The following is a 17,329-nucleotide window of genomic DNA, read 5'->3' as shown; positions in this document are numbered from 1 at the left end:
CACTCCGGCCGGCGCGTGGCGCGCGCGGGCCGCTGGCGCCGCGCCCCGGTCCCCGGCGCGCCGCCCGTCCCGCCCGACCCGCATCCCCGCCGGCCGACAGCCATCGGAAGACCCCCTCGCCGAACAATCGCGCGCCGCCGCGCCCCCTGCGGTGGCGCCAGTCCATCAAGGAGGATTTCCATGACCCCACGTCTGTCCTTCGCCGCGCTGTGCGCCGCGGCCTTCCTGTCGGCCTGCGGTGGCGGCGGCGTCGAGCCCTCGGGCCGGTCCGCCGTCGCCCCCGAGGTGAGCCGCAAGTACGCCGGCGTCTGGCATGGCTGCCGCGACACCGCCGCCGGCCCGTCCTTCGACGAGTTGCGCACCTTCGAGCGCGTGAGCGACACGGTGCTGCGCGCCACCTACCGCGCCATCCGCTTCGAGGTCGCCGGCTGCCAGGGCGCCGGCACCGGCTTGCCGGAGGCGGCCTGGCACGTGCAGCTGCTGGGGCCCACCCGCGAGATCGACGGCGTGGTGCTCGATGAAGTGATCGAGTCCGCTGCCGACCTGCCTGCGCGCAAGTCGCTGCTCGGGGTGGACGACGCCGGGTTCCTGCGGGTGGCGCTGCCGCAGCCGGTGGGTGCGGACGGCTACCCCACCGGACTCGCACCGGCGGTGCTGAAGCGGCCCTGAGGGGCCTCGGCGGTGGCAGGCCTTGGCGGCCCTCGAGGGCCCGGGCCTGGCGCCCGGGCGCGTCACGCTCAGGCGCTCAGGCGCCCCGCGTCCACGCCGGCAGCGGCCGCGGCAGGCGCAGCACGTCCTCGGCCAGCCACAGCGCGCTGCGGCGCGCGCGCTCGGCCACCACCGGCAGCGGCAGCTGCTGGTAGTCGTCGTTGAAGACCTCGAAGCTGTAGTCGCCGCGGTAGCCCAGTCGGTGCAGGCGCTGTACCAGGTCGGCCAGGTCGTCGCTGTGCACGCCCTCGCCGGGGAAGACCCGGAAGGTACGCGCGGTGGTCATGCGCTCCTCGAAGGTCGGCGTCTCGTTCCACATGAAGTCCGACAGCTGCACCAGGAAGATGCGCTCCGGGTCCAGGTCGTCGATGGCCGCCATCGGCGTCTTGGCCGCGAAGATGTGGAAGGAGTCGATGCCCAGGCCGAGGTTCGGGCAGTCGGCGCGCAGCACCGCCTCCCAGGCCGTGGTGAACTCGTTGACCGTGCGGCCCCACGAGAGGCCCTCGTAGGCCACCTTGATGCCGAAGGGGATGGCCAGCGTGGCCAGCTTGCGCAGGTCGCGGGCGATGTCGTCCAGGTCCTGCGAGGCATGGCGCGAGGTCGAGGAGCAGGCCAGGAGCACGCGCGAGCCGGTGGCTGCGCACATCTCCAGCATCGCCTTGGCGATGTCGATCTTGTAGCCGTGCAGGTGGCCCGACAGGCCCTCGAAGTCACGCAGCACCTGGAAGCCGGTGGGGCGCAGGCCGCTCTCGCGCACCGCGCGCACCGCCGCCTCCACGCCGCCGGGGTGGCCCACCAGGTCGCGCGCCATCAGCATCACCTGCGAGAAGCCCGCCTCGCGCATGGCCTCCAGCTTGGCCTCGAGCGGGCCCGCCAGCGTGATGGTGTCCATGCCGAAGCCGTTGATGCGTCGCTGCATGGCGGCCTCAGGCAGTGCGGTGGACCAGCTCGAACGCCACCGACCCGAGCTGGGTGCGGGTCAGGGCGCCGCGGTCGTCCGGGTGCAGCTGCGCGGAGTCCACGAACTGCACGCCGCGCGCGCGCAACGCGGCGACGGCGGCGGCCACGTCGGGCGTGCCCAGGCCGACCCGCTGCAGCAGCTCGCGCTCGTCGTCGTCGTCGATGCTGTCAGGCTCGATCAGCTGCCACATGAACTGGCCGCACGGGCTTTGCATCAGCTTGCCCGCGGGCATCACGCCATAGCGCTGGTCGTCGGGGATGCTGATGAAGCCGAACAGGCGCTCGTAGAACGAGATCCAGTCGGCGCTGCGGTCCAGGCCGATGTACTGCACCACGCCGAACCAGGTCAGGTCGGCGATGGCGGGGGGATTCATGTCGACGCTGGGGATCGGCACGAAGTCGATGTCGTAGACGGAGAAGTCGCGCCAGCGGTCGATGAACATGTAGTAGGCGCCGCCCGGGCCGCGGATGCCGGGGATGTTCAGCTCCATCGCGCCGGCGTGCGAGGGCGTCTCCCAGGCGCCGAGCTCGAGGCAGCGGGCATGGGCGGCGCGGGCGTCGTGCACGCGGAAGGCCACGGCGGACAGCACCGGGTGGCCGCCCTCCGTGGCGCTGGCGCGCGCGTCGTCGGGATGGGCATTGACCACGAGGTTCATGCGGCCCTGGCGGTACAGCGTGATCTCGCGCGAGCGGTGGCGGGCCACCGGGCGGAAGCCCATGGTCTCGAGCACCTGGCCCAGCGCCTGCGGGCGCAGGGTGGCGTACTCGATGAATTCGATGCCCTCCAGGCCCAGGGGGTTGGGCTGGTCGGGCAGGGCCTCGCGGTTCATGTCCATCTCGGGGTCTCCGGTCAGATGCGGTGAGTGACTCAGTCTCGCTGCGCGATGAGGCTGCGGAAATGCGCCTGCATGCGTTGCGGGTCGGCCTTCAGGCCGGTGAACAGCTCGAAGGCTCCCACCGCCTGTCCGACGGCCATGGTACCGCCGTCGCAGGTGCGGCAGCCGCGCGCGCGGGCTTCCTTCAGGAGCGCGGTGTCCAGCGGGAAGTAGACGATCTCCGAGACCCACATCGAGGGCTTGAGGAGGTCGGCCGGCAGCGGCAGGCCGGGCAGCTTGTCCATGCCGGTGGGCGTGGCGTGGATCAGGCCGGTGGCGCCCTCGGTGGCCGCGGCCACGTCGGCCAGGCCCTCGGCGCGCTCGCCATAGAGCGCGTTCAGCGACTGCGCCAGGGCCTGGGCCCGGGGCGCGTCGGCGTCGACGATGCGCAGCTTCTTCGCGCCCAGGCGCAGCACCGAATGGGCGATGGCCGAGCCCGCGCCGCCGGCGCCGAGCAGGACCACGCAGCCCAGGTCGGCATCGGGCAGGGTGCGCTGGAAGCCCCAGGCCCAGCCCCAGCCGTCGGTGTTGTGGCCGACGGCCTTGCCGTCCTTGAAGACGACGGTGTTCACCGCGCCCATGGCCCGCGCCTCGTCGGACAGGTCGTTCAGCAGCGGGATCACCGCCTGCTTGCACGGGTAGGTGATGTTCAGGCCGGCGTAGCCCATGAGCCGTGCCGCGGCGATCAGCGTGGGCAGCTGCTCCACGCTGCTGCCGGTGACGTCGAGGTCGATCAGCTGGTAGTGGGCCCGCAGGCCCTGGGCACGCGCCTCCTCCTCCTGCATCGAAGGGGTGAGCGAGCGCTGGATCCCCGAGCCGATCAGGCCCAGGAGAATCTTGCCGGCGGTGGCGGGGTGGGCGGTCGAAGCGCTCACGATGCTCACTTGCGCAGCTTGGCCAGTTCGGCCTGGACTTCCTGCACCACGGCGGCGCCCACGGAGGCCGAGTGCTTGTCGATCACCGGCTTCATCTTGTCACGCAGCTTGGCCACTTCGGCGGCGGGCAGTTCGGTGACCTGCATGCCGGCCTTCCTCAGGTCGGCCAGCTGGGCGGCGGCGAGGTCGCGCGAGGTCTTGCGCTGGAACGCGCCGGCTTCGACGGCGGCGTCCTGGAGGATCTTCTTCTCGGCGGCCGAGAGGGTGTCCCAGAACTTCTTGGAGATGATGACCGACTGCGGGTTGTACTGGTGGTTGGTCAGGGCCAGGTGCTTCTGCACTTCGGCGAACTTGTTCGCCAGGATCACCGAGACCGGGTTCTCCTGGCCGTCGACGGCCTTCTGCTCCAGGGCGGCGTACAGCTCGGGGAAGGCCAGCGGGGTCGGGTTGGCGCCCAGGGCCTTGACCCAGTCCAGGTTGATGGCGTTGGGGATCACGCGCAGCTTCAGGCCCTCGATGTCCTCGACCTTGTTGATCGGGCGCTTGGAGTTGGTCAGCTGGCGGAAGCCCAGCTCCCAGTAGGCCAGGCCGACGATGTTCTTGTCGGCGAGCTTGGCGTGCAGCTTCTGGCCGAAGGCGCCGTCGACCACGGCGTCGGCCTCACGCGGGCTGGCGAACAGGAAGGGGAAGTCGTAGATCTCGAAGTCCTTGACCTGCGATGCCAGGATGCCCGAGTTCAGCACGGTCATTTCGACGGTGCCGCCCTGAACGGCGGAGACGGTCTGCGCGTCGCCGCCCAGCACGCCGCCGGGGAACAGGTTGACCTTGATCTTGCCGCCCGACCTGGCCGCCACGATCTCGGCGAACTTCTCGGCGCCCATCACCAGGGGGTGGCCCTTGGGGTTCTGCTGCCCGAGCTTGATGGTGCGGTCCTTGATGTCCTGCGCGAGGGCGCCGCCGGCGACGGCGAGGGTGGCTGCAGCGACGAGGGTCTTGATGAAGAAGCGCTTCATGGGATGTCTGGATCTCGGGGAACGGGAATCAGTTGGCGAGCCAACGGGCGGGGACGGTGACGATCTCGGGGAACAGGATCATCAGGAACAGGATGGCGAACTGGGCGACCATGAAGGGCACGACGCCCTTGGTCACCTGGTCCATCGACACCTTGCCGACGCCGGCGACGGTGTTCAGGATGGTGCCCACCGGCGGGGTGACCAGGCCGATGGAGTTGTTGATGATGAACACCACGCCGAAGTAGACCGGGTCGATGCCGGCGGCCTTGACCACGGGCATCAGCACCGGGGTCAGCATCAGGATGGTGGGCGTCATGTCCAGCGCGGTGCCCACGATCATCGTGAGGATCATGATGGCCAGCATCAGCAGCTTGGGGTTGTCCATGAAGGGCTGCAGCAGCGCCACGATCTGGGCCGGCAGCTGGGCCACCGTGATCAGCCAGGCCGACACCATGGCGGCGGCCACCAGGAACATCACGACGGCGGTGGTCTTGGCCGCGGCCAGGAACACGCGGTACAGGTCCTTCAGGCCCAGCTCGCGGTAGACCAGGGTGGACACCAGCAGCGCGTAGACGGCGGCGACGACCGCGGCCTCGGTCGGCGTGAACACGCCGAACTTCAGGCCGGCCACCACGATCACCGGCAGCACCAGCGCCCAGGTGGACTCCTTGAGCGCCGACATCACCTCGGCGCCCGACTTGCGCGGCGGGGCGGTGACGTCCTCCTTGCGCACCATCCACCACCAGGTGACCCACAGTGCCAGCGCCAGGCACAGGCCCGGGAAGATGCCGGCCAGGAACAGCTTGGAGATGGAAACGTTGGCGGCCACGCCGAAAATCACGAAGCCGATCGAGGGCGGGATGATCGGGCCGATCACCGCGGACGCGGCGATCAGGCCGGTGGAGCGGGTCTTGTCGTGGCCGGCGGCGTTCATCATCGGCAGCAGCAGCGCCGTGAGCGCCGCGGCGTCGGCCACGGCGGAACCGGACAGCGCGGACAGCAGGCAGGCGGCGATGATCACCACATAGCCCAGGCCGCCCTTGATATGGCCCACCAGGGCCATGGCCAGGTTGATGATGCGGCGCGACAGGCCGCCCACGCTCATGACCTCGCCGGCGAGCATGAAGAAGGGGACGGCCAGCAGCGGGAAGCTGTCGGCGCCGTTGATGACGTTCTGCGCCAGGATCTGCGCGTCGAACATGTCCAGGTGCCACATCAGGGCGGCGCCCGTGAGCAGCAGCGCGAAGGCGATCGGGATGCCCAGGGCCATGGTGCCCAGGAGGGCGCCGAGGAAGACGGCGATGGTCATTGTTTTTTCTCCAGGGCCTCGGGGGCGAATTCCTCGAGGCCCTCCTCCTCGGATTCACGGATGGCGATGAGGTCCTTGTCGGCGACCTGGCCGGTGAGCAGGCGCCACAGGTCCAGCACCAGCACCACGGCGGCGGAGACCGCGAACAGCACCCCGCAGCCATAGAACCAGGCCACGGGCGCCTCCATCACCGCGCTGGTGGTTTCCAGGTTGATGCGCACCTGGTCCAGCGCGCCCTTGAACAGGAGCCAGGTCACGAACAGCATCAGGCACTGGCCCAGGCCCAGGCACAGCTTCTTGCCCCAGACGGGCAGGCGGGCGACCAGGAAGTCGGTGCCCAGGTGGCTGTGCTCGTGCAGGGCGACCACGGCGCCCATGAACGTCATCCACACGAACAGCCACCGCGAGAGTTCGTCGGACAGGGAAATGCCCGAATTGAAGGCGTAGCGCAACACGACGTTGCCGAACACCAGCGCCACCATGACAGCCAGGCAGGCCACCATGGCCACGCCGAGCAGGCGACAGTATTTGTCGATCAGGGAATTGAGCATGCTCTCTCGCGTCTCCTGGCTCCGCTCGGGATGGCGGCATTCCGGCCACGGGGGGATCCGGCGGCCAGCCGGTAATGTACGAACCGGTTAGTTTTGAGGGATGAGGGAAAACCCGTAATCCGCAAGGCCGTGTCCGCGGTCCCGGGCTGCGGCAGGCGCGCGGCCTACTTGCGCACGAAGCGCACGATCATCTCGACGATGTTGTCCCGGCGCGCCACGACCGAGGCGGCGGTGTCGAGGTCGCGGTCGAACAGGAGGGCGAAGGTGTGGCGGTTGGCCACGTTGAACACGGACAGCGCGCTGATCGCCGCGTGCAGTTCCACCGGGTCGATGCCGGCGCGGAACACGCCTTCGCGCTGGCCGCGGTCCAGGACGTCGCGCAGGCCCTCGATCGCCGGCACGTTCAGGCGCTGGATGATCTTGCTCTGGCGCAGGTATTCGCCGCGCAGCATGTTCTCGTTCATGACGAGGCGGATGAACTCGGGGTGGGCCAGCTGGTAGTCGACGGTGAAGCCGACCAGCTTGCGCAAGGCGCCTTCGGGCGGGAGGTCCTCGAGGTGCAGCTCGCTCTCGATGTGCCGCATGCGTGCGTACACGTCCTCGAGCACCGCGAGGTACAGGCCCTCCTTGCTGCCGAAGTAGTAGTAGATCATGCGCTTGCTGGTGCGCATGGCCTCGGCGATGTCGTCGATGCGGGCGCCGGCCAGGCCCTTCTCCGAGAACTCCCGCGTGGCCACCTCGACGATGTCGGCCCGCGTGCGCTCCGGGTCGTTGGTCCGGCCGGGGGGCTTGGCGGAATGTACCGTTCGGTTCATTCCGCGGAGTGTATGCGCTTCTCAGCGCGCGCAGCGCAAGCCGATGTAGACCACGGCGGTGCCGCGCGGCTTGGACTGCAGGTGCTCCCGGTGCATCTGCGCCGGCCCGTACCACCAGGAGCCGCCGCGGGTGGGGCGCTCGGGCGAGGCGCTGCCGTCGTCGGTCCATTCCCAGACATTGGCCGCCATTTCGTGCAGGCCGTTGACCCCGGCTCGGGTGCTGCCGGCCAGAGCGTGGCCGCGCCCGCGCGAGGTGGCCTGGCGGGGCTGCGCGAGCACCGTGGGCGGGTCGCCGCAGCCTTCGGCGCAGTTGGCGCCCTGCGGCGAATCGCCGGTGGGGTAGGGGTAGGTGCGGCCGGCGACGAATCCGGGCGCGGGTTGCGCGCGGCGCTCGGTGTAGGCCGCCTCCATCCACTCGGCGTCGGTGGGCAGGCGCTTGCCGGCCCACCGGCAGAAGGCGCGCGCCTCGTCGAAGGTCAGGTGCACCGCGGGCTCGCGGTCGTCGCCGGGGCTGCCGTAGGGCGCGCGCCAGGTCCAGCCCGGGCGCTGGACCCAGCCGCCCTCGAAGGTGCTGCCGCCGCCGGCGCGCTCGGCCTGGCTCGTGAAGCCGGTGGCCTGAGCGAACCGGCGGAACTGGCCGATCGTGACCTCGGTGCGGTCGATCTCGAAACGATCGCCGATGCGTTGCATCGGGGTCTCGGTGCCGGGCGAGGCGCGGCCCGCGGCGGGCGCCAGGAGCGCCGCGACGGCCAGGGTGACCGCGAGGCGGGCCAGCGGCCCGAGGGCCGCAGGGGAGGGGGTCAAGCGAGGAAGGGCCATGGCCGCCAATCTAGCGGCATGGACATGACCTCACGGCTCGGGGTGGATCGCCACGGCGGCGCCGCGGCCGTCCGGCAGGCCCCACAGCGCCTCGTAGAAGGCCGAACGCATGCGCAACTTGGCGTCGGCCTGCAGGTCCTGCGTGAGCGACTGGCAGTCCACCGGCCCGAGGGCGGCGCAGCCGAGTGCGAAGCGGCCGCCGCCGAGGTCGAAGCCCAGCGCGGTGAGCACCGTGGGCAGCATGTCGAAGTGGTTGATGGCGTCGCGGTTGGGGGCCAGCGCCGGCGCGTTGAACATCCGGTTGTAGATGCGCCGGTGGCGGGCCTGCTGCAGGCGCGGCGAGAGCTCGCTGTGCATGCCCAGGTGGTCGCCCATGACCACGACGAGGGTGTCGCGCAGCAGGCCCTCGCGCCGCGCGTCCTCGAGGAAGCCGGCGAGCAGGCGGGCGGTGCAGGCCACCGCGTCGCGCATGTCGCCATGGACGCCGGGGCAGCTGGGCGCGAGGAAGCCGCGCGGGGGGTGCATGCCCACCGTGAGCAGCGTGAGGTTGAAGGGCTTCCCGGCCGCGACCAGGGCGCGCAGCTGGCCGAGGGCCTGCGTGAACAGGTCGTCGTCGTCGAGGCCCCAGGCATTGGTGTGGGCGTGCGGCGCGAGCTGTTGCCAGTCCTCGAGGCCGAAGGCGGCGTGGTAGCCATGGTTCCAGAGGAACCGCCCCTTGCCGGCGAAGGCGAGCGAGCCGCCATTGAGGAAGACGTTGTGCCAGCCGTGGCGCGCCAGCACGTCGCCCAGGCAGTCGGCCCCGGGCAGGAAGGCGGGGGCGGCCTCGCCCAGGTCGTTGCGGCCCATGAAGCCCAGGGGCTTGAGGGGCAGGCCGCACTGCGAGGCGACGATGCCCGCGATCGTCCAGCCGGTGCCCGCGGCCTGCTGGAAGTCGCCGAACGAGATGCTGTGCCCGCCGAACCCGGGCAGCTCCAGCGGCGCCAGCAGCCGCTCGGGGAAGGCCGGCGTGTCGTAGGTGGCCTCCAGCGACTCCGCGTAGACCAGCAGCAGGTTGGGCTTGCGCGCCGGCGCCACCAGGCGCTCCGGCGGGCGGTGGAGTTCGGCGATCCAGTCGCGGCGCTCGAGGTCCTGCGGGTGCCAGGCCAGGGTGGACAGCCCCGCCCAGGCGGTGACCATGCAGAACGCGCCGGCCTGGCCGAGCGGATGGCGCCAGAGCGCGAGCAGGCGGCGCACGGCCGGCGCGGTGCGCCGCCAGCGGCCCAGGGCCCAGGCGAGCGCGATAGCGAGGGCGGCGTAGGCCACCGGCGCGGCGACGATGTTGCGCAGGGCGCTGCGCACCAGGGTGGTGTCGCCCGAGAGCAGGCCGGCGCTGCGTTGCTGGAGGTGGAACAGGAACTGGTCGATGTCGACCGTGCCGAAGTGCCGCTGCAGCCATCGCGCGGCGCTGGCGATGGCGAGCAGCAGGTAGGTGCCGGCGAACAGGAGGGCGGCGCGCAGGGCGGCCCGCAGCTTGTTGTTCGGGTTCATCGGTGAGCCCGATGATGTCCAATGAAAGTATCGAGAGCAAGCGGTGGATGTGTACGCGAGGTAAATCTTCCACGGCCAGGAGGGGGCGGGGCCGGGGCTGGGGGAAAACAGTTTTCCGGCGGGGCGCGCGACGGCGCCCGGGGCGCTGGCTAGCATGGCGCGGGCCCCTCGCGGCCCACGACCCTTCCAACGACAGGAGACAAGCATGCGAATCCTCAAGGCGCTGGCGCTGCTGGCGGCGGCGTGGCTGGCGGCGGCCTGCGCGCCCATGCAGGCGACGGCACCCCAGCCGCCGCGCGAACTCAAGGTCATCGTCTTCCCCGGCGGCTTCAACTGGCCGCTGTGGGTCGGGCAGTCCCAGGGCTTCTTTGCCCGCAACGGGGTCGACGTGAAGCTCACGCCCACGCCGAATTCCACCTTCCAGCTCACCGGCCTGATCAAGGGCGACTTCGACATCGCCGTGACCGCGATCGACAACCTGATCGCCTACCGCGAGGGCCAGGGCGCGCCCGGCGCCGACGGCAGCGACCTGGTGGCCATCATGGGCGGGGACAACGGCTTCCTGCGCCTGACGGCCCAGTCCTCCGTGGGCTCGATCGCCGACCTGCGCGGCAAGGAGGTCTCGGTCGACGCGCTCACCACCGGCTACGCCTTCGTGCTGCTGGAGATCCTGGAGCGCAACGGGCTGGTGCTCAATCGCGACTACCGCACCGTGCCAGCCGGCGGCGTGCTGCAACGCTACGAGCAGCTCGTGGCCGGCAAGCACGCGGCGACCATGCTGATCTCGCCGTTCGAGGTGATGGCCCAGGCCCAGGGCCTGCGCGTGCTGGCCGACGCCTCCGCCGCCCTGGGCAGCTACCAGGGCCTGGTCGGCGGCGTGCGCCGCAGCTGGGCGCAGCAGAACCCGCAGGCGGTGACGGGCTACATCCGCGGCTACCGGCAGGCGCTGGACTGGCTCTACGACCGCCGCAACAAGGACGCCGCGCTGAAGCTGTTCCTCGCCAACGTGCCCAATTCGACGATGGCGTCCGCCGAGCGCGCCTACGACATCCTGCTGCACCCCGTCACCGGGTTCCAGCGCCAGGGCCGCCTGGACGAGGCCGGCACCCGCACGACGGTGGCCCTGCGCGAGAAGTACGGCCAGCCCCGCCGCCAGATGCAGCCGGTGTCCTCCTACTACGAGCCGCGCTACTACGACGCGGCCTCGCGCTGACCGCGGCGCTCCCGCCCGGGCCGGCGCGCCGGCGGGAGCCTGTCAGCGAGCCTCTCCGGGAGCAGCCTCGAGGAAGTCGAGTTCCTCGTCGCTGAAGCCGGCGCGCCGCCGCGCCGCCTTGTTGAACGGCGGGTACAGGCGCGGCGCCGCGTACTTCTCGACCAGCACCGGGTAGTGGGCCACCGGCTCCAGGCCCTCGCGCGCGCACAGCCACCGGTACCAGTGGTTGCCGATCGCCACGTGGCCGACCTCGTCGCGCAGGATGATGTCCAGCACTTCGACCGCGCGCAGGGCCATGGGCGAGCCCACCGCGCGCAGCTTGTCCTGGATCTGGGGCGTGGCGTCCAGGCCGCGGGCTTCCAGGGTGCGCGGCACCAGGGCCATGCGCGCGACGATGTCCTCCTGGGTGCGGGTGCACATCGCCCAGAGGTTGTCGTGCGCCGGGAAGTCGCCGTAGGCATGGCCGAGGCCGGCGAGCAGGTCGCGCACCAGGCCGAAATGCATGGCCTCCTCGGCGGCCACGCGCAGCCAGTCCTCGTGGAAGGCCCGGGGCATGCCGGTGAAGCGCCAGGCCGCGTCGAGCGCGAGGTTGATGGCGTTGAACTCGATGTGGGCGATGGCATGCAGCAGCGCCGCCAGCCCCTCGGGCCGGGACGGCGAGCGCCGCGGCACCTTCGCCGGGTGCACCAGCACCGGCCGCGGCGGGCGGCCCGGCAGCAGGCCCTCGACGGCGGGCAGGGTCTCGGCCAGGGGCAGCGACGCGGCGCGCCCGTGCAGCGCGCACGCCGCCTCGGCCTTGGCCGCGGGGTCGGGTTGGAGGAGGGCCGCGAGGGCCAGGGACCGCAGTTCGTCCATGCCCCCGATCATGCCCGAGGGCGTCAGGCCGCCAGCAGTTCCTCGGCCCAGGCCAGGGCCTCGAGGTGGGCCATGTTCACCTGGTGGCTGGACAGCTGCAGGGTGCCGGCGGCGCGGGCGAAGGCGGCGTCGTCGGCCGCCTCGCAGGCCTGGGCCAGCTCGAGGAAGGGGGCGAGCACGCCGTGCCGGGACAGCAGCACGTCGCGCACCGCGTCGGGCAGCGGGAGGTCGTCCAGCGCGCGCGGCAGGGGCACGCCGGTCATGGCGTCGAGCAGGGAGAACACGCCGGCGACGAAGGCATGGTCGCACTGCTCGGGGGGCAGGAGTTCGTCGGCGAGCAGCTCCATCAGCCGCCCGCGCACGACGGCGGTCTGGCCGATGGCGGGCGCGGCGCCGGCGTGGGCGCCGGCCACCAGCAGGCAGGCCCAGCGAAGCAGGCGGTCCATGCCCAGGATCATCACCGCGTGGGCGAAGGAGGTGATCTCGCAGGACAGGCCGAAGCCCGAGCTGTTGATGAAGCGAAGCAGGTTGAACGACAGCGCCGGGTCGCGCTTGAGGAGTGCCTCGATGTGGGGGACCTCGGCGCCGCGCTGGATCAGGCCGATCATCTCCAGGATCATGGCCTGGCTCGGCCGCATCACCTGGCTGCGCACCCAGACGGGCTCGGTGAACCAGCGGCCCTGGAACCAGTCCAGGCCCAGGGCGGCGGCCTCGGCCTGCTGCTCGGGGCGGGTGATACCGCCGGCGATCAGCTGCAGCTGCGGCCGGGTGCGGGCCACCTTCACCAGCGCCGGCAGCGCCGCGGGCGGCAGCCGCGCGACGTCGATCTTCAGGTAGCTGGCATGGGCCAGCCAGTCCTTCCAGTGCGAGGCCAGCGCCTCGTGCGGGAAGGCGAAGCGCAGGCCCAGCGCGCGCAGCACGGCCAGGTTGCGGGCGACCTCGTCGACCAGGCCGGGTTCCGGCTGGGGCGGCAGGGCCACCTCGATCACCGCCTGCTGCGGGTCCATCGCTTCCAGGTGGCCGCCGGCCACGGTGCGGGCGTCGCAGCGCACGAACAGCAGGCGGCGCCGCTCGCCGCTGCCCAGGGCGCCCTGCTCCTGCAGGGCCAGGGCCTGCAGCAGCAGGTCGGCGTCGCGCGCGGGCCCTTCGGCGCCGCCGCCGTTGTCCACCAGCTCCCAGCCGACGATGGCGCGTTTGCCGTCGAGGATCGGCAGGCGGGCGAAGGCGGTGGCGGCGATGGCGGTGTCGTGGGCGGGCGGGGTCATGGGGGGCGATTCGTTCGCTGGCGGACCATTGTGGTCACCCCCCGGCCCCGGGCAGGCGCGGAACACGCTCCCTACAATGCCTCTTTTCGACGCAAGAACATCCCCATGGCCATTTACGAACTCGACGGAAAGACCCCCACGCTCGGCGCAGGCGCCTGGGTGGCGGACAGCGCCCAGGTGATCGGCGCGGTGGAACTGGGCGAGAACGCCAGCGTCTGGTTCGGCGCGGTGGTCCGCGGCGACAACGACCCGATCCGCATCGGCCGCAACTCCAACGTGCAGGACGGCTCGGTGCTGCACACCGACCACGGCAAGCCCCTCACCATCGGCGAGAACGTCACGGTGGGCCACCAGGTCATGCTGCATGGCTGCACCATCGGCGACGGCAGCCTGATCGGCATCCAGACGGTGATCCTCAACGGCGCGAAGATCGGCCGCAACAGCATCGTCGGCGCCGGCAGCGTGGTCACCGAGGGCAAGGAATTCCCCGACAACTCCCTGATCCTGGGCAGCCCCGCCAAGGTGGTGCGCACCCTCGACGACGAGGCCGCCCGCAAGCTGGCGGCCAGCGCCGAGGGCTATGTGGCGAACGCCCGGCGCTTCGCCCAGGGCCTCAAGAAGATCGCGTGAGGCCCGGCTTGAGCGAACTCCACAAGTTCCTGTTCGACGGCCTGCCGGTGCGCGGGATCATCGTGCGCCTGACCGACGCCTGGCAGGAGGTCCTGCAGCGGCGCGAGGCCAACACCGCCACCGGCCCCTGGCCGCGCGCCGTCGCCGAGATGATGGGGGAGATGGCCGCGGCCGGCGCCCTCATGCAGTCCAACATCAAGTTCAACGGCGCCCTGGTGCTGCAGGTCTTCGGCGACGGCCCGGTCAAGCTGGCCGTGGTCGAGGTCCAGCCCGACCTGTCGCTGCGCGCCACCGCCAAGGTGGTGGGCGAGGTGCCGATGGACGCGCGCCTGTCCGACCTGGTCAACGTGCGCAACCAGGGCCGCTGCGCGATCACCCTGGACCCCAAGGACAAGTTCCCCGGCCAGCAGCCGTACCAGGGCGTGGTGCCGCTGCATGGCGACCGGCGCGAGAAGATCGAGCGCCTGTCCGAGGTGCTGGAGCACTACATGCTGCAGTCCGAGCAGCTGGACACCCGCCTGATCCTGGCGGCCGACGAGAAGGTGGCGGCGGGCCTGTTGATCCAGCGCCTGCCGATCGAGGGCGAGGGCAACCTGGCCGGCTCGATGGTCTCCCGCGCCAACGAGGACGCCATCGGCCAGCACGAGGACTTCAACCGCATCGCCACGCTGGCCGCCAGCCTGACCCGCCAGGAGCTGCTGGAGCTGGACGTGGACACCATCCTGCGCCGCCTGTTCTGGGAGGAGAGCCTGCTGCGCTTCCCGGCGCAGCGGCCGCAGTTCGCCTGCACCTGCAGCCGCGAGCGCGTGGCCGGCATGATCCGCGGCCTGGGCCGCGAGGAGGCCGAGTCCATCCTCGCCGAGCGCGGCGAGATCGAGGTCGGGTGCGACTTCTGCGGAAGCCAGTACCGCTTCGACCCGGTCGACGCGGCCAGGCTGTTCACCTCGCCCGGCGACCAGCCGCCGGTGACTACGTCCGTCCAGTGAGGCCGGTGAAGAGGCGGTGCTCGCAGCTGGCGTCACCGCATTTCTCGCAGGTGGCCCGCAGGCGTGACCAGCGCTCGATGTCCGCCGGGTCCGCCTCGGCCTGCCAGGCCCAGGGCGCGACCTCGGCCAGCGCCTGCAGCGCGTTGAGCGTGCGCTGCTCGCCGGCGCCGTAGACCACCCGCCAGTCCACCTGCGCCAGCGCAAGGGCCTCGCGCAGCAGGGCGTCCATGGGCTCGCGCGAGTGCGGGCCGTCCCGCTGCAGGCCGTCGGCCACCCAGGGCAGGTCCAGGCCGGTGAGCAGGGTGAGGTGGAAGGTACGCTGGCGCTCCAGGGCGTAGGGGTAGATCCCCCGGTCCCTGAACAGCATGCCGCTGTAGATCGCCACCACCAGCGCGGTGGTGTCGGCGATGACGATGTCGGCGCCCGCGCAGGCCGCCTCGACGCGGCGCTCCTGCTCCTGCGCGATCGGCATCTGCTCCTCGGGCCGCGGCGTGCGGCCCTCGCGGGCGCACCATTCGCGCAGCACCTCGTCGACCACGGCGACGCGGTGGCCCCGCTCTTCGAGGCGGCCGGCCATGGCCCGCGCCAGCGTGCTCTTGCCGGTGCTCTCGGCGCCGAGCAGGGCGATGCGCAGGGGCGTCGCGCGGGAGGCGGGGGCGGCCGCGGTCACGGCAGCTGCCGGCGCCAGGCGCGCCAGCCGGCGACGCTCAGGACGATGAAGACGGTGTAGAGGGCCACGGTGAGCCACAGCCCCTTGTGCAGGAACAGGGCGACGCTGGCCAGGTTGACCACGGCCCAGCCGGTCCAGTTCTCCAGGATCTTGCGGCCCAGGAGGTACTGGGCGACCAGGCTGAGGGCGGTCGGGAAGGCATCCCACCAGGGCACGTCGCTGTCGGTCAGGCGGTCGAGGAAGAGGGCGGTGAGCGGCCACAGCGCGGCGCAGGCCGCCAGGGCCAGCGCCCGGCCCCGCGGGGACAGGCGCGTCACGTGCAGCTCGCCGGCGCCGCCGCGCAGCCACTGCCGCCAGCCCCAGGCCGCGACGACGATGAAGACCACCTGCAGCCCGGCCTCGCCATAGAGCAGGCTGCGCCAGAAGATCGCGAAGTACAGGCCCGAGGCCACCATGGCCAGCGGCCAGCCCCAGTGGATCTCGCGGATGTTGCACCACACCATGAGCAGCGAGATCGCGACGGCGGCGATCTCGAGCCAGGTGGTGGGGGAGCCGCCGAGGACGAAGGCCTCGGCGAACAGGAACTCGGGCATCGCCGGCGGCTACTTGCCCGCCGGGGCCGGCCGGGCCGCGGAGGCCGCGGACGTGACCTGCACGAAGACCTCGTTGGGCTTGACCATGCCGAGCTCCAGGCGGGCCTTTTCCTCGACCATCTCCAGGCCCTCCTTGAGGTCACGCACCTCGGAGGCCATGCGCTCGTTGGCCTGCTGTGCCGCCACGTTGGCGGCCTTCTGGGCATCGAGCTTGCGCTGCATGTCGCCGACGCTGGACACGCTGCCTCGGCCGAACCACAGCTGCGCGTGCAGCACGAGCAGCAGGGCGAGCAGCAGGCCGGTGACCACGCGGGGCGACATGGGCGCTCAGGGGCTTCAGCGCAGGTTGTAGAACGCGGCGCGGCCGGGGTAGCTGGCGACGTCGCCCAGGTCTTCCTCGATGCGAAGCAGCTGGTTGTACTTGGCCATGCGGTCCGAACGGGACAGGGAACCGGTCTTGATCTGGCCGGCGTTCAGGCCCACCGCGATGTCGGAGATGGTGCTGTCCTCGGTCTCGCCCGAGCGGTGCGAGATCACGGCGGTGTAGCCGGCGCGCTTGGCCATCTCGATGGCGGCGAAGGTCTCGGTCAGAGTGCCGATCTGGTTGATCTTGATCAGGATCGAGTTGCCGATGCCCTTCTCGATGCCTTCCTTCAGGATCTTGGTGTTGGTGACGAACAGGTCGTCGCCCACCAGCTGCACGTTCTTGCCCAGGCGCTCGGTCAGGTGCTTCCAGCCGTCCCAGTCGCCTTCGGCCATGCCGTCCTCGATGGAGATGATGGGGTACTTGTCGCACCAGGTGGCCAGCATGTCGGTCCACTGCTCGGCGCTCAGCGAGATGCCGCCTTCGCCTTCCAGCACGTACTTGCCGTCCTTGTAGAACTCGCTGGCGGCGCAGTCCAGGGCCAGGGCGATCTGCTCGCCGGCGGTGTAGCCGGCCTTGTCGATGGCTTCCAGGATCAGCTTGATCGCGGCCTCGTGGTTCTCGACGCTGGGGGCGAAGCCGCCCTCGTCGCCCACGGCGGTGCTGATGCCCTTGTCATGCAGGATCTTCTTGAGGGCGTGGAACACCTCGGCGCCCCAGCGCAGGGCCTCGCGGAACGACGGCGCGCCCACGGGGATGATCATGAGTTCCTGCAGGTCCAGGGAGTTGTTGGCGTGCGCGCCGCCGTTGATGATGTTCATCATCGGCACCGGCAGCTGGTTGGCGCCCATGCCGCCGAAGTAGCGGTACAGGGGCAGGCCGGATTCCTCGGCGGCGGCGCGGGCCACGGCCATGGAGACGGCCAGCATGGCGTTGGCGCCCAGGCGGCTCTTGTTCTCGGTGCCGTCCAGGTCGATCAGGGTCTTGTCCAGGAAGGCCTGCTCGGAGGCGTCCAGGCCCAGCACGGCTTCGGAGATCTCGGTGTTGATATGTTCGACGGCCTTCAGCACGCCCTTGCCCAGGTAGCGGGACTTGTCGCCGTCACGCAGCTCGATGGCCTCGCGCGAGCCGGTCGAGGCGCCCGAGGGGACCGCGGCGCGGCCCATGGTGCCGGACTCCAGCAGCACGTCGCATTCGACGGTGGGGTTGCCGCGCGAGTCGAGGATTTCACGGCCGACGATATCAACGATTGCACTCACAGGAAGATCTCCGAAAAGTTGGAAAGGGGGCTGGCGTCCGGG

19 protein-coding genes are annotated in these 17,329 nt (G+C 71.1%); 4 read left to right on the top strand and 15 right to left on the bottom strand.

The genetic code is table 11. The features are described 5' to 3' along the window. Positions 1 to 180 precede the first annotated feature (180 nt). The gene (locus tag ACT80S_RS01970) at positions 181 to 669 is read left to right on the top strand and encodes a hypothetical protein (protein ID WP_377411932.1); all 489 of its coding nucleotides are present in this window, start codon (positions 181 to 183) and stop codon (positions 667 to 669) included. 76 nt (positions 670 to 745) lie between these two features. On the opposite strand, the gene ACT80S_RS01965 is transcribed toward ACT80S_RS01970, so the two are convergent. From ACT80S_RS01965 to ACT80S_RS01925, 9 genes are all read right to left on the bottom strand, one after another. Further along, positions 746 to 1,627: a sugar phosphate isomerase/epimerase family protein gene (locus ACT80S_RS01965; protein WP_377411930.1), complete on the bottom strand. Its 882-nt coding sequence runs from the start codon at positions 1,625 to 1,627 to the stop codon at positions 746 to 748. 7 nt (positions 1,628 to 1,634) lie between these two features. Continuing rightward, positions 1,635 to 2,504 carry a VOC family protein gene (locus tag ACT80S_RS01960; protein WP_377411927.1) on the bottom strand — a complete coding sequence of 290 codons (870 nt, stop codon included), beginning with the start codon at positions 2,502 to 2,504 and terminating at the stop codon, positions 1,635 to 1,637. 32 nt (positions 2,505 to 2,536) lie between these two features. Then, the gene (locus ACT80S_RS01955) at positions 2,537 to 3,418 is read right to left on the bottom strand and encodes a shikimate dehydrogenase (RefSeq protein WP_377411923.1); all 882 of its coding nucleotides are present in this window, start codon (positions 3,416 to 3,418) and stop codon (positions 2,537 to 2,539) included. Between the two features lie 5 nt (positions 3,419 to 3,423). Further along, positions 3,424 to 4,431, bottom strand: coding sequence for a TRAP transporter substrate-binding protein (locus tag ACT80S_RS01950; RefSeq protein ID WP_377411920.1), 1,008 nt, complete (start codon positions 4,429 to 4,431; stop codon positions 3,424 to 3,426). A 28-nt stretch (positions 4,432 to 4,459) separates the two neighbouring features. After that, positions 4,460 to 5,740 carry a TRAP transporter large permease subunit gene (locus ACT80S_RS01945; RefSeq protein ID WP_377411918.1) on the bottom strand — a complete coding sequence of 427 codons (1,281 nt, stop codon included), beginning with the start codon at positions 5,738 to 5,740 and terminating at the stop codon, positions 4,460 to 4,462. Beyond that, on the bottom strand, positions 5,737 to 6,291 hold the full coding sequence (locus ACT80S_RS01940) for a TRAP transporter small permease (protein WP_377411915.1): 555 nt from the start codon (positions 6,289 to 6,291) through the stop codon (positions 5,737 to 5,739). Before ACT80S_RS01940 ends, ACT80S_RS01945 begins: the two co-directional genes overlap by 4 nt. Before the next feature lie 164 nt (positions 6,292 to 6,455). Continuing rightward, complete coding sequence (locus ACT80S_RS01935) at positions 6,456 to 7,106, bottom strand: TetR/AcrR family transcriptional regulator (RefSeq protein WP_377411913.1); 651 nt, start codon at positions 7,104 to 7,106, stop codon at positions 6,456 to 6,458. Between the two features lie 21 nt (positions 7,107 to 7,127). Beyond that, entirely contained in the window at positions 7,128 to 7,910 is a 783-nt protein-coding gene (locus ACT80S_RS01930) for a formylglycine-generating enzyme family protein (RefSeq protein WP_377411912.1), read from the bottom strand. A 45-nt stretch (positions 7,911 to 7,955) separates the two neighbouring features. Further along, on the bottom strand, positions 7,956 to 9,452 hold the full coding sequence (locus ACT80S_RS01925; RefSeq protein ID WP_377411910.1) for a sulfatase-like hydrolase/transferase: 1,497 nt from the start codon (positions 9,450 to 9,452) through the stop codon (positions 7,956 to 7,958). A 205-nt stretch (positions 9,453 to 9,657) separates the two neighbouring features. Between ACT80S_RS01925 and ACT80S_RS01920 the strand changes: the two genes are divergently transcribed. Next, positions 9,658 to 10,665 (top strand): ABC transporter substrate-binding protein, encoded by a 1,008-nt coding sequence (locus ACT80S_RS01920; RefSeq protein WP_377411907.1) that lies wholly within the window; start codon positions 9,658 to 9,660, stop codon positions 10,663 to 10,665. A gap of 42 nt (positions 10,666 to 10,707) precedes the next feature. On the opposite strand, the gene ACT80S_RS01915 is transcribed toward ACT80S_RS01920, so the two are convergent. Both ACT80S_RS01915 and ACT80S_RS01910 read right to left on the bottom strand, forming a co-directional pair. Next, a complete protein-coding gene (locus ACT80S_RS01915; protein ID WP_377411905.1) occupies positions 10,708 to 11,520 on the bottom strand; it encodes a ferritin-like domain-containing protein in 813 nt (270 codons plus the stop codon). Positions 11,521 to 11,543: 23 nt separating this feature from the next. Continuing rightward, positions 11,544 to 12,785: an EAL and HDOD domain-containing protein gene (locus tag ACT80S_RS01910; RefSeq protein WP_377411903.1), complete on the bottom strand. Its 1,242-nt coding sequence runs from the start codon at positions 12,783 to 12,785 to the stop codon at positions 11,544 to 11,546. Between the two features lie 105 nt (positions 12,786 to 12,890). Between ACT80S_RS01910 and ACT80S_RS01905 the strand changes: the two genes are divergently transcribed. Continuing rightward, positions 12,891 to 13,415, top strand: a complete 525-nt coding sequence (locus ACT80S_RS01905) for a gamma carbonic anhydrase family protein (protein WP_377411901.1) — start codon at positions 12,891 to 12,893, stop codon at positions 13,413 to 13,415. Positions 13,416 to 13,423: 8 nt separating this feature from the next. Then, positions 13,424 to 14,401: an Hsp33 family molecular chaperone HslO gene (gene hslO, locus ACT80S_RS01900; RefSeq protein ID WP_377411899.1), complete on the top strand. Its 978-nt coding sequence runs from the start codon at positions 13,424 to 13,426 to the stop codon at positions 14,399 to 14,401. Here the strand turns inward: hslO and ACT80S_RS01895 are convergent. From ACT80S_RS01895 to eno, 4 genes are read right to left on the bottom strand one after another with little or no spacing between them, the layout of a single operon-like run. After that, positions 14,385 to 15,071, bottom strand: a complete 687-nt coding sequence (locus tag ACT80S_RS01895; protein WP_377411897.1) for an AAA family ATPase — start codon at positions 15,069 to 15,071, stop codon at positions 14,385 to 14,387. The two genes, hslO and ACT80S_RS01895, sit on opposite strands and share 17 nt — an antisense overlap. Continuing rightward, positions 15,068 to 15,664: a nicotinamide riboside transporter PnuC gene (pnuC, locus tag ACT80S_RS01890; protein ID WP_377411895.1), complete on the bottom strand. Its 597-nt coding sequence runs from the start codon at positions 15,662 to 15,664 to the stop codon at positions 15,068 to 15,070. Before pnuC ends, ACT80S_RS01895 begins: the two co-directional genes overlap by 4 nt. Positions 15,665 to 15,673: 9 nt before the next feature. Then, positions 15,674 to 15,985 (bottom strand): septum formation initiator family protein, encoded by a 312-nt coding sequence (locus ACT80S_RS01885; protein ID WP_377411893.1) that lies wholly within the window; start codon positions 15,983 to 15,985, stop codon positions 15,674 to 15,676. Positions 15,986 to 16,000: 15 nt separating this feature from the next. Beyond that, positions 16,001 to 17,287, bottom strand: coding sequence for a phosphopyruvate hydratase (gene eno, locus ACT80S_RS01880; RefSeq protein WP_377411891.1), 1,287 nt, complete (start codon positions 17,285 to 17,287; stop codon positions 16,001 to 16,003). Positions 17,288 to 17,329 lie beyond the last annotated feature (42 nt).

This window comes from Ramlibacter sp. MAHUQ-53, from assembly GCF_052600055.1.
This window is presented reverse-complemented; position numbering and strand designations above follow the sequence as displayed.

Excerpts from the sequence above, each read along its gene's own strand:
- ACT80S_RS01970 (WP_377411932.1), top strand. The coding sequence starts at position 181 with ATGACCCCACGTCTGTCCTTCGCCGCGCTGTGCGCCGCGGCCTTCCTG.
- ACT80S_RS01920 (WP_377411907.1), top strand. The coding sequence starts at position 9,658 with ATGCGAATCCTCAAGGCGCTGGCGCTGCTGGCGGCGGCGTGGCTGGCG.
- ACT80S_RS01965 (WP_377411930.1), bottom strand. The coding sequence starts at position 1,627 with ATGCAGCGACGCATCAACGGCTTCGGCATGGACACCATCACGCTGGCG.
- ACT80S_RS01935 (WP_377411913.1), bottom strand. The coding sequence starts at position 7,106 with ATGAACCGAACGGTACATTCCGCCAAGCCCCCCGGCCGGACCAACGAC.
- ACT80S_RS01945 (WP_377411918.1), bottom strand. The coding sequence starts at position 5,740 with ATGACCATCGCCGTCTTCCTCGGCGCCCTCCTGGGCACCATGGCCCTG.
- ACT80S_RS01940 (WP_377411915.1), bottom strand. The coding sequence starts at position 6,291 with ATGCTCAATTCCCTGATCGACAAATACTGTCGCCTGCTCGGCGTGGCC.
- ACT80S_RS01910 (WP_377411903.1), bottom strand. The coding sequence starts at position 12,785 with ATGACCCCGCCCGCCCACGACACCGCCATCGCCGCCACCGCCTTCGCC.
- ACT80S_RS01905 (WP_377411901.1), top strand. The coding sequence starts at position 12,891 with ATGGCCATTTACGAACTCGACGGAAAGACCCCCACGCTCGGCGCAGGC.
- ACT80S_RS01885 (WP_377411893.1), bottom strand. The coding sequence starts at position 15,985 with ATGTCGCCCCGCGTGGTCACCGGCCTGCTGCTCGCCCTGCTGCTCGTG.
- ACT80S_RS01915 (WP_377411905.1), bottom strand. The coding sequence starts at position 11,520 with ATGGACGAACTGCGGTCCCTGGCCCTCGCGGCCCTCCTCCAACCCGAC.
- ACT80S_RS01950 (WP_377411920.1), bottom strand. The coding sequence starts at position 4,431 with ATGAAGCGCTTCTTCATCAAGACCCTCGTCGCTGCAGCCACCCTCGCC.
- pnuC (WP_377411895.1), bottom strand. The coding sequence starts at position 15,664 with ATGCCCGAGTTCCTGTTCGCCGAGGCCTTCGTCCTCGGCGGCTCCCCC.
- ACT80S_RS01925 (WP_377411910.1), bottom strand. The coding sequence starts at position 9,452 with ATGAACCCGAACAACAAGCTGCGGGCCGCCCTGCGCGCCGCCCTCCTG.
- ACT80S_RS01960 (WP_377411927.1), bottom strand. The coding sequence starts at position 2,504 with ATGGACATGAACCGCGAGGCCCTGCCCGACCAGCCCAACCCCCTGGGC.